Genomic DNA, 19,987 nt, shown 5'->3' on the forward strand with positions numbered 1-19,987 from the left:
ATGCTCGTAGGTGGTCTTGGTGTTGGGCTGCATGCTCACGGCCAGGACCAGGTCCTGGAGGTCGGAGGGCAGCTTGACGTTGTCGTTGGCGAGCATCTGGAACGCCCGGTCGGAGCGGATCTGGCCGATCTGTTCCTTCAGCGTGTGGGTGGTCGGATCGAAGACCGCCTTGAGCTGCGCCTTCAGGTGATCCTCGAAGCTCACCCAACCGTCGAAGCGGGTGGGGACCCGTTCGTACTGCTTGGTGAGGACGACGAGCCGGAAGTCGGGCGGCAGGACGCCGGCCCGGATGGCGTCATTGACGTAGCTCTGGAGGTAGGACTCCGAGAGGTACTGCGTCCCGATCTTGAAGCGGTCCTCCTCGCGCTGGATGTATACGCCACCCTCCGCCGCCTTGACCGGTGCGTGGGCCTTGCCCGGCAGCACCTTCAGGACGTAGGTCGGGTCCTTGCGGGCCTGGCCTTTGGCCGGCTTCTTCACGTCCGGGTCGACGGTCGAGAGATCGATCGTGGTCGGGCCGAGGAAGGTGTCGAGCAGCGTGGCGACGTCGGCCTCCTCCTTGATCCAGACGACGCCGCCCTCCTTCCACTCATTCGCCAGCCACTTCTTCATGCGGGCGGTGCCGAACTTCGTGTCCTGCGGCTCCAGGATGAAGGTGACGCGCTTGAGTGTGTTGAGGTCGTAGGTCCGCCAGTTGCCCCGGCGTTCACGGAAGCCGAAGTTCGCCGGCGGCTTCGCGCAATTGTCCTCGGTGATGTAGTGGAAGCGGGTGGTGAACTTCATCGGGTCGACCGACACGCTGCCGACGAGCGGCCTCCCGTTCCAGAGCAGGGACTGGTAGACGAGGTTCCAGAGCGCCCGCTTGTCGGAATAGTAGCCCCTGTTGTTCTCGGCGAGGATGCAGGCCTCGAGGAAGGTCGAGCAGGCGTCGATCTCCTTCTGGCACTCCGCCGCGAGTTCCTTCGCGACAACGGCCAGGCGCTTCTTGATGTTGGCGATCGTGTCGGCGTCGTAGCCGAGCTGCTCGCGGGAGGTGGCCACGCTCAGTTCACCGATCGGGAAGTCGATCACGATCGGGTGGCGGAGCAGGTGGTGGTTGGGCTCACCGATCGAGTAGCCGTCGATCGGGTAGATCACACAGCCCTGCCGGGCATGGAGCTGGCTGATGATCGTCGGGCCATACATCCGCCAGCCTGTGCCCTGGTACTGGATCTGGCCGTCGTCCATCCGGAACGTCTCGTTGAGGACGTTCGGCTTGAGGTCGAAGCCGAGGAACACGCGCTTGGCGGCGGTGTGGAAGGCGGCGACGTCGTCGGCCTTGACCGGGAAGGAGATCTCCACGCCCTTCGGCTCAATCGAGGCCTGACGGTCGAGGAGCGCCATCTGCGGCACGCCCTCGTCGCCGAGGAAGGCCGAGTAGGTCCGCCTCTCCCGCCCGTCCCAGCAGGTGACGGTGAAGGACGAGGTGTAGGCGAAGGCCGACTTGGAGCCGAGGCCGATCATCCCGACCGCGTCGTTCGTCTCCCGCTTGGAGGAGGCGAACATGGTCGAGTAGAGGTTCATCACCTCGTCGTGGTTGAGGCCGACGCCGTAGTCCCGGACCCGGAAGATCGGCTCGAAACGGCTCGGCAGCTGGACGTCGAAGGGCTTGTCGCCCTTGCCGGCCATGCGGTGGGCATCGAAGGCGTTGGTGCAGTACTCACGCACCGGAGCCCGGATCTTGTCGGCGTAGATGCCGTCGATCACCGAGCGGAACGCCATTGCGTTCATCTCGAACTTGAAGGAGCCGGCGTCCTGCAGGCCCCCGGTGAAGACGTCAGCCTTCACGGCGTGCATTTTCATCGCTTTTCTCCAAAGAAAAAGCCCGCCAGAAATGGCGGGCTTCGGGTGAAAGGGGTAGGTTGAACCCCTAGGGGTTCAGAAGATCATCGCTGGTGCCACTTCTCCAACCAGTCGTCGTAGAGCGGCTTCAGCTCGGGGCACACCGACTGTTCGAGGAACTCGTCGCTGACAGGCTGCCACCCGCCGAACGTGTCGCCGTAGCAGGTTATGCACCTGACCTCGGCCCAGCGACCGTTCCGGCCGGGGTGCCCGTCCAGGAGGTGGATGTTCTCGACCCTCCCGCAGACGCTGCACTTGGCGGTCTCGATCTCGGTCATCATCGCACCCGCAGGGTCTCGATGTTGACCGGCATGTAGTTGGTCTGCTCGACCGACACGTTGGCGTAGCGCTCGTCCGGTAAGCCATCCTCTCCCAGGATCAGCCGCTCGTGGATGTGGCCATGGACGTTGATCAGGTCGTGATGCTTGAGCCCGTCGGCGTGGACCGGGACGTGGGTGAAGAGGAGGCCGAACTCGGGCCACATGCGCCAGACCATGATCTTCTGGAAGGCACGGTGCAGTGCCGGGTCCTTGCCATCGTCGTGGTTGCCGAGGATCAGGCGCTTGCGGCCGTTCAGCACGGTCGGGTAGAGGGCGTTCGCCGCTCCGAAGTACACGTCCCCGAGGTGATAGACGATGTCGTTCGGACGGACGACCGCGTTCCAGCGCTCGACCATGATATCGGACATCTCCTGCTCATCGACGAAGGGTCGGTTGCAGTAGCGGATGATGTTCCTGTGCCCGAAATGGGTGTCGGAGATGACGTAGATCTCTCGGCTCATGACTTGACCTCGTTAAGGACGGACTCGATGCGAACGGCTTCGACGACAGCGCCGTAGTCGTTGAGCCATATCTCTGCGTCCCGCAGCGCCCCCTCCAGCTGCTTGCAGCGGACGTGCGCTGCCTTCATCCCCATCATGTAGACCCGGATCGCAGCTTCGGCGTTGGCGAGACGCCTGGTCAGGTTCTTGTTGTCGGCCTCGGCGGCGGCAAGGCGTTCCCCGACCTGCTCGTAGGCTTTCCTGGCACGATCGCGCTCCGCCCGCAGTGTCTCCGCCGCATTGAGGGCCGTGACGACCCGCTCGGCTTCCTCCAGGGTAAAGCCCGAGCCCTGGACGAAGTCGCCGATCCCGGTGAGGAAGTACTTGCTGCAGACGCCACAGGGGCACTTCTCGTAGCCGATGTCAGCCATAGACGACCTCCCCGAACAGGGCGAGCTGGAGGAACACGTCGGCGTCCTCGGCGTCGTACTCGCCGCAGAGAACCCGGCCGAGACGCTCCCGGGGCATGAGCCCCTCGGCCTTCTCGAGCTTGTTCTTGGTCAGGACGTCGACCTCGCCGTCGAACTCGAGCCGGAGGGTGAAGTCCTGCCGGTAGAGGTCCGGGTCGGCATACCAAGGCTTCTCGGTCGTGGTCCCGACCTGGAGGTAGCAGCCCTCGAGCCAGTAGGTGCTGCCACCCTCGATGGCGGTGATCATGAGGTCGGCGACCTCCTTCTTATTGAGGACGATCATCTTTCGCGTAGATCCTTGGCTTGCGGGCGGCATCGACCTGCAGGATGGCAAGGTCGGCACGGGTGACCGGCTTGTTGTCCTGATCGACGAAGCTCGAATTGACGAAGGGGTTGTAGCGGACCTCCCTGGCCCGGCTCTTCTGCCCGGCGGGGATGCCGAACATGCACCAGAGGCGCCCCCGGATGACGGCGTGGACGTTCTTCTCGCCGGTGGCGATGACCCGCTCCCGGCCTTTCTGGCTGACCACGAAGCGGGGCCTCTCAATGGAAAGGGCCGTGAGATGGTGGATGACACGGCCCTTGTGGCGGACGCTGTAGCAGCGCCTTCGACTGTTCCAGTAGACGTCAACCAACATGGAAAGACCTCACGAACTCGGGCACGCCCTCGGCGCGCTTCTCGTCCATCCAGTTCATGTATCCGGACGTGGTCTCGCCGGCGGTGACCGCCGCCTGCCATTCGCTGATCGGGATCATCGGGTTCTCCCAGACAGCCTGGGAGGCCTCCAGGGGCGGAGGAGGTGGGGGAGGGGCGGTGATGCCAAAAAGCATCTTTGCCTCCTCCACAGCCTCCCTGATGGCCGCAATGAGGTTTTGCGCCTGCTCGTCGGTGTAGGTGTAGTTGCCCCGGTTAGAGAGGTTGCCCAGGACCCGGATCGCCTCCAGGACGTTGGCCAGGCGCTTCTCGGCGAGGCGGACGAAGTTACCGGCCTTGTCTTTGGACACGGCGCCACTCCTCCGGATCCGAGTACTTCAGGAAGTCGCGAAGCTGCTGGTAGATGGCGTCGTCCAGGTTCACCTCGCGCGGCCACACGGTCTCGACGCCGCCGTCCTCCAGTTCGATGACCAGGTGCTGGCTGTTGCGGCCGACGGGGCGGCACCGTCGGCCGTTGTAAAGGAAGATGAAACGAGTCATAGGTATGCGATCCCCTGTCAGGAGGTTGATATGCCCAAGCCGAAGATTGATCTGGACGAGATGTCGCCGCAGGAGCTGGAGGAACTCCACGCCGAGCTGATGGCAGCCCAGGAGCGCAAGAGGACCGACTATCAGAACGAGCTGATCGAACGGTACCAGCGGCTTCGGGAAGAGATGGTGAAGTGGGGCGTCGTCTCAGACGACTTTCCCCGCCTCAAGCGTCGGGGCTGGACCCGGACGACGACGAAGGCTCAGAGCCTCCAGTAGGCGACCAGTTCCTGGTTCTTGTGGTGCTGCTCGATGCAGGCCCGGATCAGCTTATGCCGTTCATCACGGCGAGTGAAGGTCCGGGCCGACTTGGCGAGCTTGCGGTTGATGTGGCGCACGACCTCGGCGTCCTTCGCCGAGACGTGCAGGTCTCCGACCAGGCGGGTGATCATGTCTCTTTCTTCCAGTCGTGGACCCAGGCCACCTGACTGACCGTGTCGCAGCGGCTGCATCTGCACAGCAGCCTGACGTGGTGCCTGTCGATGCCGTCGATGGGGCCGGGCTTCGCGTCGAGGTATGGTAGTTCGCCCCACCAGCCGGGTTCCCAGACGTGACCGAACCACCGGCACTTCCAGCCGGCCTTCTTCTCCCATCCCCAGGAAGGCCATTTGAGGACGATCATGGACACACCCTGTAGTAATAGGCCCAGCACCGGCCGCGCTCGACCCTGACCATTCTTGTGTTGGAGAACCCACCCTGGTCGTAGAACGCCCGGCGGGTGATACGCATGTAGCCGATCACCAGAGATCCTCCGAGTAGAGGAGGGGAGGCCACTTCAGCGGCTGGTCCACCAAAGCAGCTGCCTCCCTGCGGTTGACGAAGCGTCCGTCCGTCGTCACGAAGCCCTGTTCGTGCATGCACTCCGGGCCGAAGCCCTGCTGGTGCATGTACCGAATGATGTCGTGATGGCGGGCGGGGCGATGTTGGCTGTAGATCGTGCCCTTGTAGCGGATGGCGGCGCGGTCGATCATTCCTCGACCTCCTCCACCTTCAGCTCGGCGAAGATCCACTCGTCGCCATTCTCGTCGACGAACAGCATCTGGCCGTCCCGGAGGACAGTGCGCTGCTCGTCCCACCAGATCTTCGTGTCGCCGGAATAGACCGGCTCGCCGTCGTCGGTGATGTCGTTGATGTTGGCGCAGCCCATGAGGCGCTCTAGGGTGCCGACGATCTCGGCGCCCGAGGGGGACTTCCAGATGCGGGTCATTCCTCCATCTCCACTTCCTCGTAGTCGCACCACTCGTCGTCGACGTGCTCGAAATACTCCGAGATCGCCTCCTCCTCGTCGTCGGGCATCGGACCTTCGAGCCCCTCGTGCTCCCACCACTCCTCGACATAGGCGTGGATCTGGCGGAGGATCCCCTTCTTCGTCCGGGCGGCGTAGAGGTCGGTGCCGTAATTGTGGGTGATTGAGGCCACCCAGATCTTGTCAGCCACGGCAGTACCCTCCGAAGTTGGCCTCGCCGACGAGGGGGTCACCATCGGGGAGGGCGCCGGCGTTGATCTCGACACAGTCGAGCCTCGTCTCGAGCCAGTTCTTGGCCGTCTCCTCGTCTGGGGCCTGGATCGTGAACGATGCCTCGAGGAACACGTCGAAGGTGAACGTCGTGCTGCCCAACAAGTAGTCCTTCACCTCGACGACAGCATTCAGGAATGTATCGTCGCCAATCGTGTCCTCAATGTAGTAATTGTACGCCTCGCCCAAGTATTGGGCGGCGGTCACGTTCGTGGGGTCGGCTCGGAAGGCCTCCCGGGCGATGGTAAGCGTCATGTGCTTCCTCTCTTCGTTGTGGCGCGGGGTGATGCCGTAGCTTCCCTCGTAGCCGTCGAAGACCTGCTGGGCGCGGTCAGCGTTATTCACCATAGCTGGCCACCAGCTTCTCGAAGGTGGCCACGGCCTCGTCCTTGGAGCGACACACGTAGTCGTTCCAGAACGGCACGGAGTCGGCGAGGATCTCCTCCAGGCGCTCGGTCACGGCCTGGACCACCGGGCGCTCCTCGATCTTCTGCAGGAGGGCGGCACCCTGCAGCTCGTAGGACGCCATGTTGATGGCGCCGAGGGCGCAGAAGCAGGTCCCGCTGGCGATGTCGAGCCCGGCATCGCTGTAGTCGTCCTTGTGCCAGCCGCGCTTGATGTGCATCAAGGCACGTTCGGCGATCTGCTTCTCAAGCATAGCTGGCCACCAGCTTCTCGAAGGCGGTAACGACCTCTTCCTTGGTGCGGTCAGGGTCGTCGTTCCAGTTAGGAACAAAGCCTCCGACGATGCCGTCGAGGCGACGAGCGACCGTCTCGGTCTCGGGCTGGTTCATCGCGGAGAAGAACCCCACTCCCTGCACTTCTTCGCAGGCCCTGTTGATGGCTCCGAGGGCGCAGAAGCAGGACTCGTCGTGGTTGAAGTAGCTGCCCTGATGCCAGCCCTTCTTGATGATCTCGAGGGCACGTTCGGCGATCTGCTTCTCAATCGTAAACATCGGCACCATCCTTCTTCAGGGCACGGCGGGCGACCGTCTCGGGGTCGGCGCCCTCGGTCCACAGGCCGTAGTAGTCCATGTCGCCGAGTTCGTAGATCGACACGGCGGCGAGTTCGATGCAGGCCTCGTTGACCTGGTGCATCCACTGGGCGAAGGGCGTTCTCATCTGAGTTTCCTTTTCTCCTGCTCGATCGCTCGCTGGATGCTCGTCAGCACCAGCTTGCGGTGGTCGTAGAAGTCGTCGGTGTGCGTCCTCACGCGACCGAGGGACGGGTCGAATTGCCCGACGGGGGTCATGCGATCTTCTCCACGTAGTCGCGGTAGTTCTCGTCCACGTCCCTGACGCTGCAGATCCAGGCCAGCTGGTGGGCCATGAGCTGGACGGCGGGGTCGGTGCAGGGGTTGCCGCCTTCCTCGCGGACTTCCTTGCAGGCCTCGATGATCGCGTGGGCGATCCCCGAGGGGTTGCAGGCGCCGAGCTGGATGTCGAAGGCGGCTGCGTTGCGGGGCTTGGTCATGCCACTTGCCTGTGTCTGGTGGGGTCGATGATGAACCCGAAGGGCGCCCGCTGACGGTACTCGTCCTCGGGGACCAGGTAGGTCCGTGTTTCGTCGCCACGCTTCGCCCAGCACTTCACGCCGTCGGTCACGGCCATGGCGGAGGCGACGACCCAGTCGTTCTTGTGTCGCTCGATGAAGGCGCGCTCGTCCTTCACGCGGCTCTCGCCCGGCTGGAGAACGACCTGGCGGAACTGCTCGTACTCGTCGGGATGCCAGTTCCGGGCGCTCTCCTCGGCGTAGCGCAGGGCCGAGGGCTTGAAGGCGTGGGGGAAGACCAGGGCGACGAGCGCCCACTCGCAGTCCTCCTCGTACCAGCCGCCCTTCTTCCGCATGTAGTCGGGCATCTTGCGGTTGAGGTCGGCGGACAGCTTGATGCCGCCGTGACTGGCGGTGGACACCTGCCAGATGCCGACGGCGAGCTGGAGAATGTCCTGGGGCTTACCCCAGGGGCTGGAAGCGAATTGCATTGTGCATCTCCATGAACATGGCGAGCTGTTCCGGGACTTCGGTCCCGGCCTCGGGGTCGACGAACTCGTGAAAGATGTCGCCATCGGGGGTGAAGAAGCGGAACTCGGTCGGCTTCTCGAGCGTGATCTCGCTGTCCCGGACGACGGTCGCCCGGTAGATCGGTTCAGGCGCGCAGTACTCGCCGGTGTTGGTCCAGAAGCCGATGTCGACGATGTCGATGTGGGAGTGGGTCTCACCCGGATAGGCGAGGGCGAACTCCTTGAGGTCGACCCGAACGATGTCGGCGTAGTCCGAGCCCTCGTCCGACGGGGTGTATCGGATCACCCGTCCGTTTCTCTCGTTGACGAGCATCTCGCCGTAGTTTCCGTAGACGACGATCATTGTTCCTCCTCCGCTCAAAGGAAAGGCCCGCTCCGTTGGGGGAGCGGGCCTTGTCGAGAGCCGCCGGTGTCACTCGGGACTGTTGAGCCATTCCTCGATCACCTCCAGGTCCTCGGTGTCGACGTATTGCTTGTCCACGACGTCCTTCAGGATCGTGCGGATGTCCCTGGGCTTCGGGGGCCACCATGTGAGCTGCCCGCCGGCCTCGATCAGGGCCTGGGCGGCGTATTCGATGCCTTCGAAGTCCTGGTCATGGAGGTCGTCGAGCAGCTCCTCGAACACCTCGATCGCGTTGAGCGCGGCGAGCGCGATCTTGGGGTCGACGCGGTCGCCCTGCTCGTCGACGATGATCTTGCCGACCTTCTGGTATCTCATGATCTCAGGATCTCCTGTGCTCTGTGAGGCTGCCGCTGCGCCTGGACGATCTTCCATTGCAGACGGGCAATCTCGAGGTCCTTCTGGGGGTGGTTCTCGGCGTAGCGGCGGATGTAGAAGGGGATCGAGAACCAGTGCTTCACGACCGCGCAGATCGTGCGGTCGAGTTCGTTCAGGACGGCCTCAGTCCTCATGGTAGTAGGGCAGGTAGTCGACCCGATCGGCATCGCAGTCGAACAGGGCATAGCAGCAGCCCATCTCCCGGGCCTTCTGCAGGCAGGTCCAGAGGTCCTGCGGGTATCAGGTGACAGGGTCCTCCGGAGCGTAGATGAACCAGCCGTACTCCGACTTGGCGAAGGAGATCGGTGGATCGTTGTCGAGCCAGTCCCGCGTTCGGCGGGTGAGGTGACCGGTCGACAGGTCGAGGAAGTTGCGGACGGTCATCGGAATTTCTCCAATTCCTGGATGAGGGCGGGGATGTCCTCGATCGGGATCGAGACCTGGCAGCTCCCCGAAACGCCCCGGCTGTTCACGGACGCCAGGGAGATCGAGTGGTCGTGGGTGTAGTGGACCAGCTCGAGCGCCTTCTGCTTGGTCCAGCCGCTGCGGCCGAAGGCGCCCTGGGGGAGTTCGCGGGAGAACGTCACCATCTCAGTCCTCCCGCAAACTCGCAGTGCTTGCGGAGGCGAGCCACCGACCAGCCATCCATGTCGAGCATGACCAGCGAGCCGTGGACGGCGATCAGCTTGCGGACCGTCTCGTCGCCGATGCGTTTCTCCCGGATCACGGTCTGGACCAGGCGCTCGATCGTGGTCTTGGTGATGTTGACGCTCGGGCAGTTCGCCTTGGTGGCGACGACGAGCGCGGCTCGCTCGAGGGCACCGGCCGAGGCGGTGCTCGTGAGGAGCAGAAGGGCGAGGACGTACTTCACCACTCCACCTCCCCGGTCTGGACCAGGCGCTTGAGCGTCCCGATCGCCTCGTCCTTGGTGATCTGCGTGAGACACTTGTGTTCCGGAACGAACAGATCCCAGGCGTCGGGCCAGTCGAGGCCGAGCAGATCCTTGGCTTGCTCGCTGATGTCCTCGGCCCAGGTCCCGAACATCTGCACGGTATGGCCGGCGATGCAGGCCGGCGTTCCGCAGCCCTTGCCCCATTCCGCCATGTCGAAGATCTCGTCCGGGGCTGACTCCAGGCGCTCGATAAGCTGGTTGATGCGTTCCACGTTCATGCTGCCTTCTCCAGTTTGCGCCTGATCTCGGCGATGAAGAGATCGTCGTCGTTGTCCATGACCTCCAACAGGGCCTCGTCGAGGGTCAGGAGACGGGTGGCGACGACGTAGCGGCGCTCGTCCTCGACCGGCACGAAGCGGTCGGCGAAGAACCCGAACCCGTTGGTGTAGATGAGGCCGTCGCGGACGGACTCGACCGTGTAGACCTTGCCCTCGACCAGGTGCCCGGTCGGGTCGATGCACCGGACCTTGTCACCGGCTTTCATGGATCGTCACCTCCGCGTTGAACGTGCTGCGGACCTCGGCGATCGTGATGCTGATGCCGAGAAACATCTTCGCCAGGCTCCGGACCTCGGCCTCGGCCTCTTCCAGGCTCAGGTGGTCGCCGTTGACCACGACCACGTATCGGAGGAGGGGTTCGAAGCGGGCCTTGGCCCAGAAGCCGCAGGGGTGCTCCACCCCTTCCAGCCGCAGTTCATCGCCGCTTGCGGACTTGACCGTGTAGGTCTCTCCGTGCGTGAGAATGCCGCTGGAATGAATGGCCTTGATGCACCGAACCTTGTCACCAGGTTGCATTGTTGTAGGCCTCCTCGAGGGCGTCGGTGTTGAGTGCCCAGTGTTGGGCGATGACGGTGAGGTGGTAGCGAAGGCGTGTCGGGTTCCACCAGTTGGTTGGGTCGTCGTGGGCGATCTGCAGCTCGTTGAGCAGGCTCGGGGCCGGGAGCTGATCGAGGACCCTCTGTGGCAGCATGAAGACGGAATTGCCTTCCAGCCGAGGGGTGTAGAGTTCGTCCGGGATCAGGCAGCCGACGGCGCACTTGGTCCCGTCGGGGCCGCGATAGAGGCAGCCACCACCTTCTGCCACAGCGCGCTCGCCCTGCTTGAACAGATGACGGACGACGAAGTCGAACGCCTCCTGGCGATTACCAATCAGCATTGGCGTAGGCCTCCTCGAGGGCGTCGGTGTTGATGGGGTAGTAGGTCGCGACCCCCTTCAGGTTCCGATACAGGCGGTCCGGGGACTTCCACGCGGTGTCGATGTCGTGGATCGCCTGCAGTTCTCGCAGAAGGGGGATGTGAGGGAGCCGGATCGGCAGGCGGTCGACGAACTGGCCCTCGAACGAGGGGTCATAGTCCTCGTCGGAGATCAGGCAGCCGACGGCGCACATGAGGCCGTCCGCTGTCCGGTAGCGGCAGGTGTCCCGTTCCTTGGCCTGCTTGCCCTGCGCGAAGAGATGGCGCACGACCTTGTCAAACGTTTCCTGCATTGATCAGGTGCTCCGCTGGGTAGAAGTGGTGGCGGTGGATCGGGATCAGGCGCTGGTGGCCTCCGCACTCGACCAGGACGTGGCCGGGGTTCGACCCGACCACGGTCCAGTAGTTGCGGGAGTGATCCATCTCCCCCGTCATGAGGTCCGGGCTCACGGTCACGATCGCGCCGGGAACCAGGTGCGCCTTCGGGAGACCCACGGGGGTCTTGCCGAGCTGGGTGATGAAGTAGTTCAAGCTGCGAACCTCAGCTTCTCGAACTTGTTGGTGGAGGTGCCACTCTCGGAAAGCGGGTCGACGAGGACGAGCTGGCCGGTCTTGCGGATCATCCAGTTGTTGTTGTGGAGGTCGAAATCAGTGTGCGGAAACCGATCCCGGAGCGCCTTCATGAAGGGGTGCTCACGGGACCGCCTCATGTCCTCGTACTGGGTCTTGTACTTGGGCACCCGCGAGACCGTGGCCTCCAGATGCTCGAGGACCGCGATATAGGCGCCATCGGCGAAGCGGCGGGCGCTGTAGATCTTCGGCGCCCAGTTCCCGGCCCAGCCGTTCTCGTGCGCCCAGATCAGGTAGTCGATCCCGAGATCGCCGACGGCGCAGACCTTGACCACGCGGTCGGAGCCGATCCGCTTGTAGACCCTCGAATAGCAACCGGAGCCGATCTCGTAGAAGCCGAGTCGGGTCAGCCTCTCGGCGTAGTCGTGGGCGGTCTTCGGGAAGGACAGCGCCCGGCGCCAGTTGCTCGACAGGTAGTCGGCGGCGTGGAAGTCGTCGACGTCGATCAGAGCCGAGCAGATCTTGCGGATGGTGACATCCGCCGCCGCCTCGTTCTCGAAGGGGACGGGGGTGTTCGGGAAGGGCGTGTACAGGTCCCAGTTCACGTCCGGGAGCTTGGACCAGGCGAAGGCGAAGGGCAGGGTGGTGGCGAGAAAGCGGTTCATGGTTCTTCCCCCAAAGAAAAACCCCTCAGAAGAGGGGTCTTTTTCCAGTCATGAAGATGTCGGTTCGTTTCCCGATGTCGTCGGGTGTCACCCATGGTTGGATCATGGGTGGCCAGTCGGCCAGGCAGTCGAGGCGCTCCAGCTCAGAGCGGGGCACGAGCGTGAACTGGTAGCAGTGCCGGCCAAATCCGTGCTTGCGGTACCGCTCGAACTGGGGCCGGAAGAGCTTCCCGTCGCGGTACATGAAACCGAAGTGGCGGCAGTAGTTGGTCCACACGAACCACTGCTCGCCGTCGATGATCGTGAAAAAGTCCTCGCGCCGGCATGGGTCGTTGAACAGGACCCAGCCGTCCTTCACTTGCAGCGTCGGGCGAGCCATTTTGCTTCCTTCACGAGATCAGGAGGACCCTCCGGGATCTCGTCGTCGAGGATCGCGATGACGAGCTGCCACAGGGGTGTGTTGGGGAACTCGCCCATGCGGGCGAGCTTGCGATCGAACGTGCGGTGGAACCGGTAGTGCTCCGGGTTCACGCACAGGGGTGCATGACAAAGCTTGATGATCCGGACCGCACGGTCGGTGATGCCCATGATGGCGCGGACCGGGTGATCCAGCTTGCCATTGTTTCGCATCCTGGGCTTGCCGTGATGCACGTTCCCCGTCCAGATGTGGTGGGGACCAACGGGGTTGATGAGGCGCGCGAAACGCTCCTCGATCGTGGGTCTTGTCACGATTGAAGCTCCGAACTGTAGGGTTTGAATTGGGGTCAGGTACCCCTAAACTTTAACTTCCTCTGCGGAGGAAAAATGGGTCCTGGGGACTGGATTGTTGTTCAAACCCTACTCTTCTTTCTTCTCTCTACGCGACGACGGAAGAGAGAAGAAAGAAAAGTTATTATATATAAGGGGAAATTCTCCTGCAAAATCAATGTGATGCAGGAGAATGTTCAGAAATGGTGGGAAGAACCCGCCCGAAGTGGCGCCTTCTGGTCGCCAGAAACCGAGCGGTCTCCTCCTCCAGACGCAACCTGGCCTCCTCCCGCTGTTCATCCCGAGCGGTCTTGTAGTAGGGATGTTTCATGGCAGCAGGTCCACGACCTGAGCCACGAGGATGATCAGGAGAAACCCGACCAGGCCCCACCAGTAGGTCTCGAGGAGACCCATCACGACGTCAGCCGGCATTCGAACCTCCCCACCACCTGGACCACGACCAGATCGAAGATGTTGCGGTCGTCGTAGTCGTGGGTCGCGATATGGACCGCATCCTCGGCCCCACCGACATAGGTCAGGACGTCCTTGGTCCGCATGTCGACCAGGTACTTTTCTACGCAGTCGAGATTGTTCATCGCCTCGACGATCTCGTTATAGAGATCGGACGAGTAGGTGGCCTCGGCCAGAATTTTGGACAGCAGTTCACGCATCGGAAAATCTCCCGATTTAGAAGGCTCTGGAGAGCCAAGGTTGAAAGATGGTAGGGTGAGACCTAGATCAGGCCTGAAGGCCCGTGTGGGCCAAATCTGGGGCCGTGCGGGGCCATCTGAGAGAAACGGGCTCCCGATCCCGAACCTGATCCACGCGCACGCCCGGACCTAGTCGGGGTCGTGAACGACCTCCAGCTTCAGGTCGGGCAGGCGCGCGCCCAGGCTCAAGGCCAGGCGGGTCGCCTCCTGCTGCACGTAGTGGTAGCAGCCCCGGACATATCCGAGCACCGCCCCAGTGCTTCGGTCCCGAACCTGGAACAGCGGCCCGTCCCGGTCCTGCATCCGGTACATGCGCTGCTTGTTTCGGCGCACATGCGCCTTCGGGCGCTGTTCCTCCATGAAACCCGTGGTTTCATTGAGCACGCGCGGCCGGGTCGCCGCGACCCGCTCCACCGCCTGCGCCAGCGCCTCGTCCCGATCCAGCTCGGGCAGCCGCTGCCGGCCCAGCACCGGGACGTAGTCGTCAAGCGCGACCTGGCGCTGGCGCCGTTCGGGCAAAGCCGGCCCGGGCTTCGGGCGCACCATTTTCGGCACGTAGGCCGGCGGCCGGTGCCTGGCGCGAATCTGGTCGAGGCGGGTCATCGGCCGCACATCCAGTCGGTGACCACGTCCATGCTCGGGATACGCAGTCCCTGCAGCCGGGCCGCGTCGATCACGGCGGAGGCCTCGGCGCGCTCCTCCTCCTCGACCTGGCTCCGGACGGGAACCGTGGTCAGGTAGTCGAGCGTCCACACGGCGTGGTACAGGCGGGATTTGGAAATCGGCATTGCTGGCCTCCAGCACTTTGGATTGCAGGCGCACCTCGGGCGCTTTCAGAAATTCCCCTCGGGGAACTTTTGAAATCGCAACGAACGCGGATCATGGGGAAACCCCTCGACTGACGGACGCACGGGTCCGCCCGTCAGTCGTGGGAGCGGGCAGGAGGAGGAGGAGGGGTCCCCGAGGGGACCCCTCCCGGTCAGGCCGCCTTGCGGGCGTTCTGGGCCTGCTGGAGGTCGACCAGCCGGGCGTTGACGGCGGCCGCCAGCTTGACGAGCTGGTCGGGGTCCGTCATGGCCGCGACCCTCGCGAGGAGGTCGTCGAAGGCCAAGCCGGGCTCGACCTCGGCGGCAGAAATGGGCGGCAGCTCGGCCTCGGCGGGCGCGGCCTCGGCCTCGGCCTCGGCCTCGGCGGCCGCATCATCCGCCTCCGGCGGCAGGTTCGCGGCGGACACGCAATCCGCGACCTTGCGGTAGGCCTCAAAGCTCGTCTGCTTAAGGTCCCGCATGTGCTCCTCGATCGCCGCGATGGTGGCGTCGACCGCCTCCTCGATCCCCATGTCGAGGACCTCGACCTTGAGGTCGAGGAGGGACAGGCGCGCCTTGAAGAATTTCATGGCGGTTGCCTTGGCGTTGCGAAAGGTCGAGGACGGCTTGCCGGAGCCGAAAACGCTGGTTTCCAGCGTGCTCCACTTCACGCCCTTGACGATCGCCAGCGCGGCGAGCGCGGTGTAGGTGATACCGGCCGACTTTTCGGCCGCGACGAAACGCGAGACAAGCGCCTTCGAAGTAAACCCGGTCATCTTTCCGATCCTTCCGTTTGCTGGAGCCCAGCAGATTTTGCGTTGGACACACCTTCCCCGTTCGGCGCCGAAGCCCCGCTCGCGTCCAGATATGCCTCGCCCCTCCCGCGCCCGCTCCGGGCCGGGTCCGGCGGAACCGCCCGCCGACAACCAAACAATACCCCACCAGTTGGGTGTGTATACCCCGAAGGAGTACACCTAAATGCTTGTTTTATAAGGGTTTCCCCGGCTAATACTGCCACATTTACTCCAGAAAAATTTTGCATTTTCTGACTAATAGCAAAAGGGCGGGTCCGAAGACCCGCCCTTTACTTTCGTCCTCGGGTCTGAAAGCCGGTGTACCCGGCCCCACGCCCTGGATCAAACCTAACCCCTAGGGGTTCCGCATCTAGTGGACCGTCACGCTGCCGGTCACGTTTTGCAGCAGGCTCACGGTCGAGTCCCGCAGCCAAACCCGAGCCTGATCCAGACCCACGTTCTGGATCACGCGCGTGTAGAGAACGAGGAACAGGTCAGCGATCGCACAGCCCTCGCACTCGACCTCGCTCAGGAAGGCTTCCAGCCACTCCTCGGCCTCCCCGATCACATCCTGCTCTTCACCACATGCAGCCATTTCTCGAACTCCCACCATTCCAGTCTGTTGACGGTTACGATCTCTTCGGATCCACAAAGGTGACGTACTCGTACACGAACTCGGTCGTCCCGTTCTCCGTCACATTCCGGTGCTGTTGAAACTTGAAGGCGCCGACCAATTCCTTCATCAAGTTGTGGAACTTCTGTTGCGAAACACGCTGGGCACCCGCCGCTCCGATGCAGAAAGACCAGTACTCGTCGAAAAGTCGCTGGCCCGTAGTTGAGGTCTCGGACATGCCCTCGTGCTTCTTCTGGCCCAAACGAAGCCGAGGGCAGCGGGCTAAAAAATAGCGGACCGAGTTGTTCGAGTTCGCCATGTCGTCGACCACCGTCATGTGCGAGGACGGGATCGTGTAGCCGCGATTGGCGATCAGGCGGGGCATCGCCTCGAGCGCCCAGGCGGCGATCGCCTCCCGCTCATTGGCCAGCATCACCTTGTCGAAGTCCTCGATCCGGCTCTCGAGCGGCACCTGCTTCGAGAACTCCAGGAAGAGCCAGCGGCGGTTGAAGCCATCCGACGTGTCCCGGGTCTTCGGAATGTGGTTCGAGGCGAACCACTGCGCCGCCGTCGGGTAGAAGTCGAACACCGGCTGGTTCTTGAACTGGGCCGTGATCTGCGTCCCCTCGATGATCATCTTGAACGTGTCGCCCGAGATCGACTTGTACTCGGAGACCTCGCCGGCGATGTTGAGGAGCTTGCCGACCATCATGGCCGGCATGAACTTGTCGTTCCAGTCCGACGGCGAGACGTTCGAGACCGCCGCCGGCGGCATCAGGCCCTTGATCACCTCCAGAACCCGGCTCTTGCCCGAGCCCGACATGCCGATCAGGCAGACGGCACGCTGGTAGCGGGGAGCTACTGGATTCAATGCGCCGCCCGATGGTGGCCCAACTTCCGAGTCCAGGTCTCGGGCCGAGCGGCCTTGCTCCGCGGTTTCGGCCATCCTACGTGTCGCGAGCAGCACTTTCGTTCAGGACCTACCGGATGAGCGACAACCGACCATAGAAGTTCTTCGAATGAAACGAGAGATGCCAGGTCTTTGGCTGGAGTATGGCGGTTGGAACGACTTAGTAAAAGGAGCCCTAAAAGGTTCGCGTTCGAATCAGAAGGAGACAGAAATGTATTGTTTTACGTATAGATGGACTCGGGAATCTGTAGGATAGTGCGTAGAGTTTTACATCGTGGCTGAGAGCATGCATCCAGACAATTGTAAAAAAGGACTGCCGCAAAAAAATAGAGAGGACGCTCGTTCCGTGGCTCGGCGGACATCTCAATCATGGCGCGGTGAAAAGCTAAAAGGGCAAGTGCAGCTGCGGCTAGCTACGTTTAAAAGCGCAAGTGTAATGTTCACCGTGTAGTCGCCCTGTTGGTGTGGAAGACGTACGTGTGAGGAGTGGTGGGTAGGCGGCTCGGTCCTGCTTGAACCGCACCAATTTGGGCGCAGATGCCGAGAGGGGTGGCTAGAGATTGTGCCGATCGGGAACTCTAATCAAGCCGTTGCCGAGTATGTAGCGGCAGCATTTGCGGAAAAAAAGGACGAAGAACTCGCCTCCATAGCTGCTCAACGTAGTCTGTCGCTAGAAGAAATCAAGAGGGCTATGGCCATCGCGGACGATGCAGATAGGCGCGCAGCGGAACAATCTATAGAAGAAAGACGCTTGGGTCGAGGCCAATTAAGATAACCATGGTCGTTTGTAATGACGGCATTGTCTTAAACCTGAAAGCAAACCGATAAGTTAAACATTAATGATACAGATGACGCTGAATGTCTATGAAAGCAGAGCGAATGTCGGTGACAGAGCCTAGAACGTGCTTAGCCTCGTTTGTGCCGCCGTAACGTATACGAAGAAGGTCTGAAATCTTGTCGAGTGCCAATTCATCCGGTCCGTGCACCTCATAGCCGTGTAGAACGTAATCGAGAAATTCGCGCATTTCCTTCTCGTATCCTGAGAGACCTGTGCTCCGAGCGCGCTGCGCACGTTCAGACCGGGCGAGTGGCGCGAGGGTGAAGCGGACGTAGGCGAGCACGTCGAAGATGTCGCTGTTCGGGGCGTCGATCAGGCGCTGCATGTCCTCGATGCGATCGGCGTCGTAGCCCATTTCGGCGAGGCGCTGGATGAAGGTCGCGCGGCGGGCGGGGTCGCTCCAGATGGCGCGCAGCTCGTCTTCGGAGGCGACGAGGGTGCCGAGGTCGCCGAAGAGCTGGTCCATGAATTCCTGCGCCGTGATCGGGCGGCCGTCGTGGGACCAGTAGGTCGTCGCGGCGACGTACCGGATCGTGCGCTCCTTTCCGTCGGCCAGCTTGACGACGATCTTGTCGGGCTGCGGCGGCGGGTCGCCGGTCGTGCCGCCGGGTTCTTCCGGCGGCACCGCCGGTCCCTCGCCCGGCGGCCGCGGCGGCCGCGGATCCTCCGGAGGCAGGGGCTCGCCGTCCCATTCCGGGTCGTTGAAGTGCTCGTAGGCGCGGACGAAGTCGTAGATCGTGAAGAAGTCCTTGCCGTCGAAGGTGCGGGTGCCGCGGCCGATGATCTGCTTGAACTCGATCATCGACTTGATCGGGCGCATCAGGACGATGTTGCGGACGTTGCGGGCGTCAACGCCGGTCGAGAGCTTGTGCGAGGTCGTCAGGATCGTCGGGATCGTCTTCTCGTTGTCCTGGAACGCGCGCAGGTGATGCTCGCCGAGCTTGCCGTCGTCGGCGGTGACGCGCTCGCAGTAATGCGGGTCGCGGTTCGACTTGACCTGGTTGATGTGGTTCCGGACTCGCGCGGCGTGGTCCTGGGTGGCGCAGAAGACCAGGGTCTTCTGGCGCTGGTCGATCTGGTCCATGAACTCGTGGACCCGGCTCAGCTCGCGCTCGTCGATGACGAGGCGGGTGTTGAAGTCCGCCTCGGTGTATTCGCGGTCGGGGTCGATCTCGCCCGCCACCACCTCGTCGCCGTCGCTGAACTTGTAGGTGTCGAGGGTGCTCGCCATCTGGCGGACCTTGAACGGCGTCAGGAAGCCGTCGCCGATGCCGTCCTTCAGGGCGTAGGTGTAGACCGGGTCGCCAAAATAGGCGTAGGTGTCGGCGTTCGCATCGCGCTTCGGCGTCGCGGTCAGGCCGAGCTGCACGGCGGGCCGGAAATATTCGAGGATGCCGCGCCAGGTGCTCTCGTCCTTGGCGCCGCCGCGGTGGCACTCGTCGATCACGATCAGGTCGAAGAAGTCCGGCGGGTAGCCCTCGAAGGTGAACTCGCCGCTGCCCGTCATGAAGGTCTGGAAGATCGTGAAGAAGACGCTGGCGTTCTTCGGGATCCTTCCCTGGCGGCGGATCTCGTCGGGGCTGATCCGGCAGAGGGCGTCGGCCGGGAAGGCGCTGAAGGCGTTCCACGCCTGATCGGCGAGGATGTTGCGGTCGGCGAGGAACAGGATACGCGGGCGGCGCGTCGGCTCGCGGCCGAGGTTCCAGGCGGCGTGGAAGAGCTTCCAGGCGATCTGAAAGGCGATCGAGGTCTTGCCGGTGCCGGTGGCCAGCGTCAGCAGGATGCGGTCGCGGCCGCCGGCGATCGCTTCGAGCACGGCGGTAATGGCGTTGTGCTGGTAATAGCGCGGCTCCCACTTGCCGCCGCCGGTCTCGAAGGGGATCGCGCCGAAGCGGTCGCGCCAGTCGTTGCCCTCGGGGAAGCAGCGCAGCCAGAGTTCCTCGGGCGAGGGGAAGGGCAGCGCGTGGTCGCCCTCCGCGCCGGTAGCCATGTCGATGCCGTACCAGCCGATCCCGTTCGTCGAGTACGCGAACCGGGCCTGGAGGCGGCGGGCGTAGTCCTTGGCCTGGCCGACGCCGGAGGTGTGGCCGAGGCCCGCTCGCTTGGCCTCGATCACGGCGAGCTTGCGGTCGCGGTAGCTCAGCACGTAATCGGCCGAGAGCGGGTTCGCCCGCCCGCCGCCGCCGGTGATCCGGCCGGGGCAGATCATCTCGCGCCGGATCCTGGAGCCCTCCACGACGCCCCACCCGGCATCGCGCAGGACGGGGTCGATGCGGTTGGCGCGGGTGTCGGCTTCAGTCTCGCTCATGAGGTCAGGCGGCCGGCGAAGGCTCTCTGCAGAAGCGCCTGCCTGAGGGTGGACATGTCCCGGACGTGCAACTCGTAATTCGCCCGCGCGGCTTCGGCGTCCTCCCAGATCTCTGCCGCTTCCTCGACGATCCGTTTTCGATCTGAGGCGGGTGGGTACGGGATCGGGATGCTGTTCAGTGCCTTCTGGTTCAACTTCGGTTGGGCCATGC

43 protein-coding genes and 1 pseudogene are annotated in these 19,987 nt (G+C 63.2%); 1 reads left to right on the top strand and 43 read right to left on the bottom strand.

From position 1 onward, the window contains the following. The 8 genes from ACUN0C_RS18945 to ACUN0C_RS18980 all read right to left on the bottom strand — a co-directional run. Window positions 1–1,842: hypothetical protein (locus tag ACUN0C_RS18945; protein WP_445467972.1), on the bottom strand; the 1,842-nt coding region annotated here is incomplete at its 3' end. 83 nt (window positions 1,843–1,925) lie between these two features. Further along, window positions 1,926–2,159 carry a hypothetical protein gene (locus ACUN0C_RS18950; RefSeq protein WP_445467973.1) on the bottom strand — a complete coding sequence of 78 codons (234 nt, stop codon included), beginning with the start codon at window positions 2,157–2,159 and terminating at the stop codon, window positions 1,926–1,928. After that, entirely contained in the window at window positions 2,159–2,662 is a 504-nt protein-coding gene (locus tag ACUN0C_RS18955) for a hypothetical protein (protein WP_445467974.1), read from the bottom strand. The genes ACUN0C_RS18950 and ACUN0C_RS18955 overlap by 1 nt, the downstream gene beginning before the upstream one ends. Continuing rightward, on the bottom strand, window positions 2,659–3,072 hold the full coding sequence (locus ACUN0C_RS18960) for a hypothetical protein (RefSeq protein WP_445467975.1): 414 nt from the start codon (window positions 3,070–3,072) through the stop codon (window positions 2,659–2,661). Before ACUN0C_RS18960 ends, ACUN0C_RS18955 begins: the two co-directional genes overlap by 4 nt. Continuing rightward, a complete protein-coding gene (locus ACUN0C_RS18965; protein ID WP_445467976.1) occupies window positions 3,065–3,394 on the bottom strand; it encodes a hypothetical protein in 330 nt (109 codons plus the stop codon). The genes ACUN0C_RS18960 and ACUN0C_RS18965 overlap by 8 nt, the downstream gene beginning before the upstream one ends. Beyond that, window positions 3,378–3,749 (bottom strand): hypothetical protein, encoded by a 372-nt coding sequence (locus ACUN0C_RS18970; protein ID WP_445467977.1) that lies wholly within the window; start codon window positions 3,747–3,749, stop codon window positions 3,378–3,380. The genes ACUN0C_RS18965 and ACUN0C_RS18970 overlap by 17 nt, the downstream gene beginning before the upstream one ends. After that, complete coding sequence (locus ACUN0C_RS18975) at window positions 3,739–4,116, bottom strand: hypothetical protein (RefSeq protein ID WP_445467978.1); 378 nt, start codon at window positions 4,114–4,116, stop codon at window positions 3,739–3,741. Before ACUN0C_RS18975 ends, ACUN0C_RS18970 begins: the two co-directional genes overlap by 11 nt. Next, the gene (locus tag ACUN0C_RS18980; protein WP_445467979.1) at window positions 4,094–4,306 is read right to left on the bottom strand and encodes a hypothetical protein; all 213 of its coding nucleotides are present in this window, start codon (window positions 4,304–4,306) and stop codon (window positions 4,094–4,096) included. Before ACUN0C_RS18980 ends, ACUN0C_RS18975 begins: the two co-directional genes overlap by 23 nt. A gap of 30 nt (window positions 4,307–4,336) precedes the next feature. On the opposite strand from ACUN0C_RS18980, the gene ACUN0C_RS18985 reads away from it, so the two are divergent. Continuing rightward, the gene (locus ACUN0C_RS18985; protein WP_445467980.1) at window positions 4,337–4,573 is read left to right on the top strand and encodes a hypothetical protein; all 237 of its coding nucleotides are present in this window, start codon (window positions 4,337–4,339) and stop codon (window positions 4,571–4,573) included. Here the strand turns inward: ACUN0C_RS18985 and ACUN0C_RS18990 are convergent. The 35 genes and pseudogenes from ACUN0C_RS18990 to ACUN0C_RS19160 form a co-directional block, all read right to left on the bottom strand. Further along, window positions 4,558–4,746: a hypothetical protein gene (locus ACUN0C_RS18990; protein WP_445467981.1), complete on the bottom strand. Its 189-nt coding sequence runs from the start codon at window positions 4,744–4,746 to the stop codon at window positions 4,558–4,560. The genes ACUN0C_RS18985 and ACUN0C_RS18990 overlap by 16 nt on opposite strands. Further along, entirely contained in the window at window positions 4,743–4,976 is a 234-nt protein-coding gene (locus tag ACUN0C_RS18995) for a hypothetical protein (RefSeq protein ID WP_445467982.1), read from the bottom strand. Before ACUN0C_RS18995 ends, ACUN0C_RS18990 begins: the two co-directional genes overlap by 4 nt. Before the next feature lie 115 nt (window positions 4,977–5,091). Next, window positions 5,092–5,325, bottom strand: coding sequence for a hypothetical protein (locus ACUN0C_RS19000; RefSeq protein WP_445467983.1), 234 nt, complete (start codon window positions 5,323–5,325; stop codon window positions 5,092–5,094). Further along, complete coding sequence (locus ACUN0C_RS19005) at window positions 5,322–5,561, bottom strand: hypothetical protein (RefSeq protein ID WP_445467984.1); 240 nt, start codon at window positions 5,559–5,561, stop codon at window positions 5,322–5,324. The genes ACUN0C_RS19000 and ACUN0C_RS19005 overlap by 4 nt, the downstream gene beginning before the upstream one ends. Further along, window positions 5,558–5,791, bottom strand: coding sequence for a hypothetical protein (locus ACUN0C_RS19010; RefSeq protein ID WP_445467985.1), 234 nt, complete (start codon window positions 5,789–5,791; stop codon window positions 5,558–5,560). The genes ACUN0C_RS19005 and ACUN0C_RS19010 overlap by 4 nt, the downstream gene beginning before the upstream one ends. Next, window positions 5,784–6,218 (bottom strand): hypothetical protein, encoded by a 435-nt coding sequence (locus ACUN0C_RS19015; RefSeq protein ID WP_445467986.1) that lies wholly within the window; start codon window positions 6,216–6,218, stop codon window positions 5,784–5,786. Before ACUN0C_RS19015 ends, ACUN0C_RS19010 begins: the two co-directional genes overlap by 8 nt. Next, window positions 6,208–6,528: a DUF6197 family protein gene (locus ACUN0C_RS19020; RefSeq protein WP_445467987.1), complete on the bottom strand. Its 321-nt coding sequence runs from the start codon at window positions 6,526–6,528 to the stop codon at window positions 6,208–6,210. The genes ACUN0C_RS19015 and ACUN0C_RS19020 overlap by 11 nt, the downstream gene beginning before the upstream one ends. Further along, complete coding sequence (locus ACUN0C_RS19025) at window positions 6,521–6,826, bottom strand: DUF6197 family protein (RefSeq protein WP_445467988.1); 306 nt, start codon at window positions 6,824–6,826, stop codon at window positions 6,521–6,523. The genes ACUN0C_RS19020 and ACUN0C_RS19025 overlap by 8 nt, the downstream gene beginning before the upstream one ends. Next, the gene (locus ACUN0C_RS19030) at window positions 6,813–6,992 is read right to left on the bottom strand and encodes a hypothetical protein (protein WP_445467989.1); all 180 of its coding nucleotides are present in this window, start codon (window positions 6,990–6,992) and stop codon (window positions 6,813–6,815) included. Before ACUN0C_RS19030 ends, ACUN0C_RS19025 begins: the two co-directional genes overlap by 14 nt. Next, window positions 6,989–7,123 (bottom strand): hypothetical protein, encoded by a 135-nt coding sequence (locus ACUN0C_RS19035; protein WP_445467990.1) that lies wholly within the window; start codon window positions 7,121–7,123, stop codon window positions 6,989–6,991. Before ACUN0C_RS19035 ends, ACUN0C_RS19030 begins: the two co-directional genes overlap by 4 nt. Next, entirely contained in the window at window positions 7,120–7,344 is a 225-nt protein-coding gene (locus ACUN0C_RS19040; RefSeq protein WP_445467991.1) for a hypothetical protein, read from the bottom strand. The genes ACUN0C_RS19035 and ACUN0C_RS19040 overlap by 4 nt, the downstream gene beginning before the upstream one ends. After that, window positions 7,341–7,853, bottom strand: a complete 513-nt coding sequence (locus ACUN0C_RS19045) for a DUF7007 domain-containing protein (RefSeq protein ID WP_445467992.1) — start codon at window positions 7,851–7,853, stop codon at window positions 7,341–7,343. The genes ACUN0C_RS19040 and ACUN0C_RS19045 overlap by 4 nt, the downstream gene beginning before the upstream one ends. After that, window positions 7,825–8,235: a hypothetical protein gene (locus ACUN0C_RS19050; protein ID WP_445467993.1), complete on the bottom strand. Its 411-nt coding sequence runs from the start codon at window positions 8,233–8,235 to the stop codon at window positions 7,825–7,827. The genes ACUN0C_RS19045 and ACUN0C_RS19050 overlap by 29 nt, the downstream gene beginning before the upstream one ends. Before the next feature lie 69 nt (window positions 8,236–8,304). Continuing rightward, complete coding sequence (locus ACUN0C_RS19055; RefSeq protein ID WP_445467994.1) at window positions 8,305–8,610, bottom strand: hypothetical protein; 306 nt, start codon at window positions 8,608–8,610, stop codon at window positions 8,305–8,307. Continuing rightward, window positions 8,607–8,804, bottom strand: coding sequence for a hypothetical protein (locus tag ACUN0C_RS19060; protein ID WP_445467995.1), 198 nt, complete (start codon window positions 8,802–8,804; stop codon window positions 8,607–8,609). The genes ACUN0C_RS19055 and ACUN0C_RS19060 overlap by 4 nt, the downstream gene beginning before the upstream one ends. Further along, a pseudogene (locus tag ACUN0C_RS19065) lies at window positions 8,794–9,054 on the bottom strand (DUF5983 family protein). The gene ACUN0C_RS19060 and the pseudogene ACUN0C_RS19065 overlap by 11 nt, the downstream one beginning before the upstream one ends. Continuing rightward, window positions 9,051–9,260 (bottom strand): hypothetical protein, encoded by a 210-nt coding sequence (locus tag ACUN0C_RS19070; RefSeq protein ID WP_445467996.1) that lies wholly within the window; start codon window positions 9,258–9,260, stop codon window positions 9,051–9,053. Before ACUN0C_RS19070 ends, ACUN0C_RS19065 begins: the two are co-directional and overlap by 4 nt. Beyond that, window positions 9,254–9,544: a hypothetical protein gene (locus ACUN0C_RS19075; protein ID WP_445467997.1), complete on the bottom strand. Its 291-nt coding sequence runs from the start codon at window positions 9,542–9,544 to the stop codon at window positions 9,254–9,256. The genes ACUN0C_RS19070 and ACUN0C_RS19075 overlap by 7 nt, the downstream gene beginning before the upstream one ends. Then, on the bottom strand, window positions 9,538–9,840 hold the full coding sequence (locus ACUN0C_RS19080; protein WP_445467998.1) for a hypothetical protein: 303 nt from the start codon (window positions 9,838–9,840) through the stop codon (window positions 9,538–9,540). Before ACUN0C_RS19080 ends, ACUN0C_RS19075 begins: the two co-directional genes overlap by 7 nt. After that, window positions 9,837–10,106, bottom strand: coding sequence for a hypothetical protein (locus ACUN0C_RS19085; protein ID WP_445467999.1), 270 nt, complete (start codon window positions 10,104–10,106; stop codon window positions 9,837–9,839). Before ACUN0C_RS19085 ends, ACUN0C_RS19080 begins: the two co-directional genes overlap by 4 nt. Next, window positions 10,093–10,416, bottom strand: coding sequence for a hypothetical protein (locus tag ACUN0C_RS19090; RefSeq protein ID WP_445468000.1), 324 nt, complete (start codon window positions 10,414–10,416; stop codon window positions 10,093–10,095). Before ACUN0C_RS19090 ends, ACUN0C_RS19085 begins: the two co-directional genes overlap by 14 nt. Continuing rightward, window positions 10,403–10,777, bottom strand: a complete 375-nt coding sequence (locus ACUN0C_RS19095; RefSeq protein ID WP_445468001.1) for a hypothetical protein — start codon at window positions 10,775–10,777, stop codon at window positions 10,403–10,405. Before ACUN0C_RS19095 ends, ACUN0C_RS19090 begins: the two co-directional genes overlap by 14 nt. Next, window positions 10,764–11,108 carry a hypothetical protein gene (locus ACUN0C_RS19100; protein ID WP_445468002.1) on the bottom strand — a complete coding sequence of 115 codons (345 nt, stop codon included), beginning with the start codon at window positions 11,106–11,108 and terminating at the stop codon, window positions 10,764–10,766. Before ACUN0C_RS19100 ends, ACUN0C_RS19095 begins: the two co-directional genes overlap by 14 nt. Continuing rightward, complete coding sequence (locus ACUN0C_RS19105; RefSeq protein ID WP_445468003.1) at window positions 11,092–11,346, bottom strand: hypothetical protein; 255 nt, start codon at window positions 11,344–11,346, stop codon at window positions 11,092–11,094. Before ACUN0C_RS19105 ends, ACUN0C_RS19100 begins: the two co-directional genes overlap by 17 nt. Further along, the gene (locus tag ACUN0C_RS19110) at window positions 11,343–12,050 is read right to left on the bottom strand and encodes a hypothetical protein (protein ID WP_445468004.1); all 708 of its coding nucleotides are present in this window, start codon (window positions 12,048–12,050) and stop codon (window positions 11,343–11,345) included. The genes ACUN0C_RS19105 and ACUN0C_RS19110 overlap by 4 nt, the downstream gene beginning before the upstream one ends. A 25-nt stretch (window positions 12,051–12,075) precedes the next feature. Next, the gene (locus ACUN0C_RS19115; protein WP_445468005.1) at window positions 12,076–12,429 is read right to left on the bottom strand and encodes a hypothetical protein; all 354 of its coding nucleotides are present in this window, start codon (window positions 12,427–12,429) and stop codon (window positions 12,076–12,078) included. Then, the gene (locus ACUN0C_RS19120) at window positions 12,405–12,779 is read right to left on the bottom strand and encodes a hypothetical protein (RefSeq protein ID WP_445468006.1); all 375 of its coding nucleotides are present in this window, start codon (window positions 12,777–12,779) and stop codon (window positions 12,405–12,407) included. Before ACUN0C_RS19120 ends, ACUN0C_RS19115 begins: the two co-directional genes overlap by 25 nt. 431 nt (window positions 12,780–13,210) lie before the next feature. Then, window positions 13,211–13,468, bottom strand: coding sequence for a hypothetical protein (locus ACUN0C_RS19125; protein WP_445468007.1), 258 nt, complete (start codon window positions 13,466–13,468; stop codon window positions 13,211–13,213). A 168-nt stretch (window positions 13,469–13,636) separates the two neighbouring features. Next, entirely contained in the window at window positions 13,637–14,110 is a 474-nt protein-coding gene (locus ACUN0C_RS19130) for a hypothetical protein (protein ID WP_445468008.1), read from the bottom strand. Further along, complete coding sequence (locus tag ACUN0C_RS19135) at window positions 14,107–14,295, bottom strand: hypothetical protein (RefSeq protein WP_445468009.1); 189 nt, start codon at window positions 14,293–14,295, stop codon at window positions 14,107–14,109. Before ACUN0C_RS19135 ends, ACUN0C_RS19130 begins: the two co-directional genes overlap by 4 nt. Window positions 14,296–14,486: 191 nt before the next feature. Continuing rightward, complete coding sequence (locus tag ACUN0C_RS19140) at window positions 14,487–15,089, bottom strand: hypothetical protein (protein WP_445468010.1); 603 nt, start codon at window positions 15,087–15,089, stop codon at window positions 14,487–14,489. A gap of 388 nt (window positions 15,090–15,477) precedes the next feature. Beyond that, a complete protein-coding gene (locus tag ACUN0C_RS19145; RefSeq protein WP_445468011.1) occupies window positions 15,478–15,702 on the bottom strand; it encodes a hypothetical protein in 225 nt (74 codons plus the stop codon). A gap of 34 nt (window positions 15,703–15,736) precedes the next feature. After that, window positions 15,737–16,591: a DUF5906 domain-containing protein gene (locus ACUN0C_RS19150; RefSeq protein ID WP_445468012.1), complete on the bottom strand. Its 855-nt coding sequence runs from the start codon at window positions 16,589–16,591 to the stop codon at window positions 15,737–15,739. Between the two features lie 875 nt (window positions 16,592–17,466). Further along, window positions 17,467–19,776, bottom strand: a complete 2,310-nt coding sequence (hsdR, locus tag ACUN0C_RS19155; protein WP_445468013.1) for an EcoAI/FtnUII family type I restriction enzme subunit R — start codon at window positions 19,774–19,776, stop codon at window positions 17,467–17,469. Beyond that, on the bottom strand, window positions 19,773–19,987 hold a 215-nt coding region (locus ACUN0C_RS19160; RefSeq protein ID WP_445468014.1), incomplete at its 5' end, for a hypothetical protein. The genes hsdR and ACUN0C_RS19160, both read right to left, overlap by 4 nt.

This window comes from Faunimonas sp. B44 (assembly GCF_052655945.1).

What these genes read in the sequence shown, in the direction of transcription:
- ACUN0C_RS19015 (WP_445467986.1), bottom strand. Translation starts at nt 6,218, where the DNA reads ATGGTGAATAACGCTGACCGCGCCCAGCAGGTCTTCGACGGCTACGAG.
- ACUN0C_RS19030 (WP_445467989.1), bottom strand. Translation starts at nt 6,992, where the DNA reads ATGAGAACGCCCTTCGCCCAGTGGATGCACCAGGTCAACGAGGCCTGC.
- ACUN0C_RS19110 (WP_445468004.1), bottom strand. Translation starts at nt 12,050, where the DNA reads ATGAACCGCTTTCTCGCCACCACCCTGCCCTTCGCCTTCGCCTGGTCC.
- ACUN0C_RS19090 (WP_445468000.1), bottom strand. Translation starts at nt 10,416, where the DNA reads ATGCAACCTGGTGACAAGGTTCGGTGCATCAAGGCCATTCATTCCAGC.
- ACUN0C_RS19080 (WP_445467998.1), bottom strand. Translation starts at nt 9,840, where the DNA reads ATGAACGTGGAACGCATCAACCAGCTTATCGAGCGCCTGGAGTCAGCC.
- ACUN0C_RS18970 (WP_445467977.1), bottom strand. Translation starts at nt 3,749, where the DNA reads ATGTTGGTTGACGTCTACTGGAACAGTCGAAGGCGCTGCTACAGCGTC.
- ACUN0C_RS19040 (WP_445467991.1), bottom strand. Translation starts at nt 7,344, where the DNA reads ATGACCAAGCCCCGCAACGCAGCCGCCTTCGACATCCAGCTCGGCGCC.
- ACUN0C_RS18980 (WP_445467979.1), bottom strand. Translation starts at nt 4,306, where the DNA reads ATGACTCGTTTCATCTTCCTTTACAACGGCCGACGGTGCCGCCCCGTC.
- ACUN0C_RS19060 (WP_445467995.1), bottom strand. Translation starts at nt 8,804, where the DNA reads ATGAGGACTGAGGCCGTCCTGAACGAACTCGACCGCACGATCTGCGCG.
- ACUN0C_RS19050 (WP_445467993.1), bottom strand. Translation starts at nt 8,235, where the DNA reads ATGATCGTCGTCTACGGAAACTACGGCGAGATGCTCGTCAACGAGAGA.
- ACUN0C_RS19055 (WP_445467994.1), bottom strand. Translation starts at nt 8,610, where the DNA reads ATGAGATACCAGAAGGTCGGCAAGATCATCGTCGACGAGCAGGGCGAC.
- ACUN0C_RS18960 (WP_445467975.1), bottom strand. Translation starts at nt 3,072, where the DNA reads ATGGCTGACATCGGCTACGAGAAGTGCCCCTGTGGCGTCTGCAGCAAG.
- ACUN0C_RS19100 (WP_445468002.1), bottom strand. Translation starts at nt 11,108, where the DNA reads ATGCAGGAAACGTTTGACAAGGTCGTGCGCCATCTCTTCGCGCAGGGC.
- ACUN0C_RS19045 (WP_445467992.1), bottom strand. Translation starts at nt 7,853, where the DNA reads ATGCAATTCGCTTCCAGCCCCTGGGGTAAGCCCCAGGACATTCTCCAG.
- ACUN0C_RS18955 (WP_445467974.1), bottom strand. Translation starts at nt 2,662, where the DNA reads ATGAGCCGAGAGATCTACGTCATCTCCGACACCCATTTCGGGCACAGG.
- ACUN0C_RS19135 (WP_445468009.1), bottom strand. Translation starts at nt 14,295, where the DNA reads ATGCCGATTTCCAAATCCCGCCTGTACCACGCCGTGTGGACGCTCGAC.
- ACUN0C_RS19115 (WP_445468005.1), bottom strand. Translation starts at nt 12,429, where the DNA reads ATGGCTCGCCCGACGCTGCAAGTGAAGGACGGCTGGGTCCTGTTCAAC.
- ACUN0C_RS19035 (WP_445467990.1), bottom strand. Translation starts at nt 7,123, where the DNA reads ATGACCCCCGTCGGGCAATTCGACCCGTCCCTCGGTCGCGTGAGGACG.
- ACUN0C_RS18995 (WP_445467982.1), bottom strand. Translation starts at nt 4,976, where the DNA reads ATGATCGTCCTCAAATGGCCTTCCTGGGGATGGGAGAAGAAGGCCGGC.
- ACUN0C_RS19070 (WP_445467996.1), bottom strand. Translation starts at nt 9,260, where the DNA reads ATGGTGACGTTCTCCCGCGAACTCCCCCAGGGCGCCTTCGGCCGCAGC.
- ACUN0C_RS19085 (WP_445467999.1), bottom strand. Translation starts at nt 10,106, where the DNA reads ATGAAAGCCGGTGACAAGGTCCGGTGCATCGACCCGACCGGGCACCTG.
- ACUN0C_RS18990 (WP_445467981.1), bottom strand. Translation starts at nt 4,746, where the DNA reads ATGATCACCCGCCTGGTCGGAGACCTGCACGTCTCGGCGAAGGACGCC.
- hsdR (WP_445468013.1), bottom strand. Translation starts at nt 19,776, where the DNA reads ATGAGCGAGACTGAAGCCGACACCCGCGCCAACCGCATCGACCCCGTC.
- ACUN0C_RS18965 (WP_445467976.1), bottom strand. Translation starts at nt 3,394, where the DNA reads ATGATCGTCCTCAATAAGAAGGAGGTCGCCGACCTCATGATCACCGCC.
- ACUN0C_RS19025 (WP_445467988.1), bottom strand. Translation starts at nt 6,826, where the DNA reads ATGTTTACGATTGAGAAGCAGATCGCCGAACGTGCCCTCGAGATCATC.
- ACUN0C_RS18950 (WP_445467973.1), bottom strand. Translation starts at nt 2,159, where the DNA reads ATGACCGAGATCGAGACCGCCAAGTGCAGCGTCTGCGGGAGGGTCGAG.
- ACUN0C_RS18985 (WP_445467980.1), top strand. Translation starts at nt 4,337, where the DNA reads ATGCCCAAGCCGAAGATTGATCTGGACGAGATGTCGCCGCAGGAGCTG.
- ACUN0C_RS19000 (WP_445467983.1), bottom strand. Translation starts at nt 5,325, where the DNA reads ATGATCGACCGCGCCGCCATCCGCTACAAGGGCACGATCTACAGCCAA.
- ACUN0C_RS19005 (WP_445467984.1), bottom strand. Translation starts at nt 5,561, where the DNA reads ATGACCCGCATCTGGAAGTCCCCCTCGGGCGCCGAGATCGTCGGCACC.
- ACUN0C_RS19095 (WP_445468001.1), bottom strand. Translation starts at nt 10,777, where the DNA reads ATGCTGATTGGTAATCGCCAGGAGGCGTTCGACTTCGTCGTCCGTCAT.
- ACUN0C_RS19145 (WP_445468011.1), bottom strand. Translation starts at nt 15,702, where the DNA reads ATGGCTGCATGTGGTGAAGAGCAGGATGTGATCGGGGAGGCCGAGGAG.
- ACUN0C_RS19140 (WP_445468010.1), bottom strand. Translation starts at nt 15,089, where the DNA reads ATGACCGGGTTTACTTCGAAGGCGCTTGTCTCGCGTTTCGTCGCGGCC.
- ACUN0C_RS19130 (WP_445468008.1), bottom strand. Translation starts at nt 14,110, where the DNA reads ATGACCCGCCTCGACCAGATTCGCGCCAGGCACCGGCCGCCGGCCTAC.
- ACUN0C_RS19020 (WP_445467987.1), bottom strand. Translation starts at nt 6,528, where the DNA reads ATGCTTGAGAAGCAGATCGCCGAACGTGCCTTGATGCACATCAAGCGC.
- ACUN0C_RS19125 (WP_445468007.1), bottom strand. Translation starts at nt 13,468, where the DNA reads ATGCGTGAACTGCTGTCCAAAATTCTGGCCGAGGCCACCTACTCGTCC.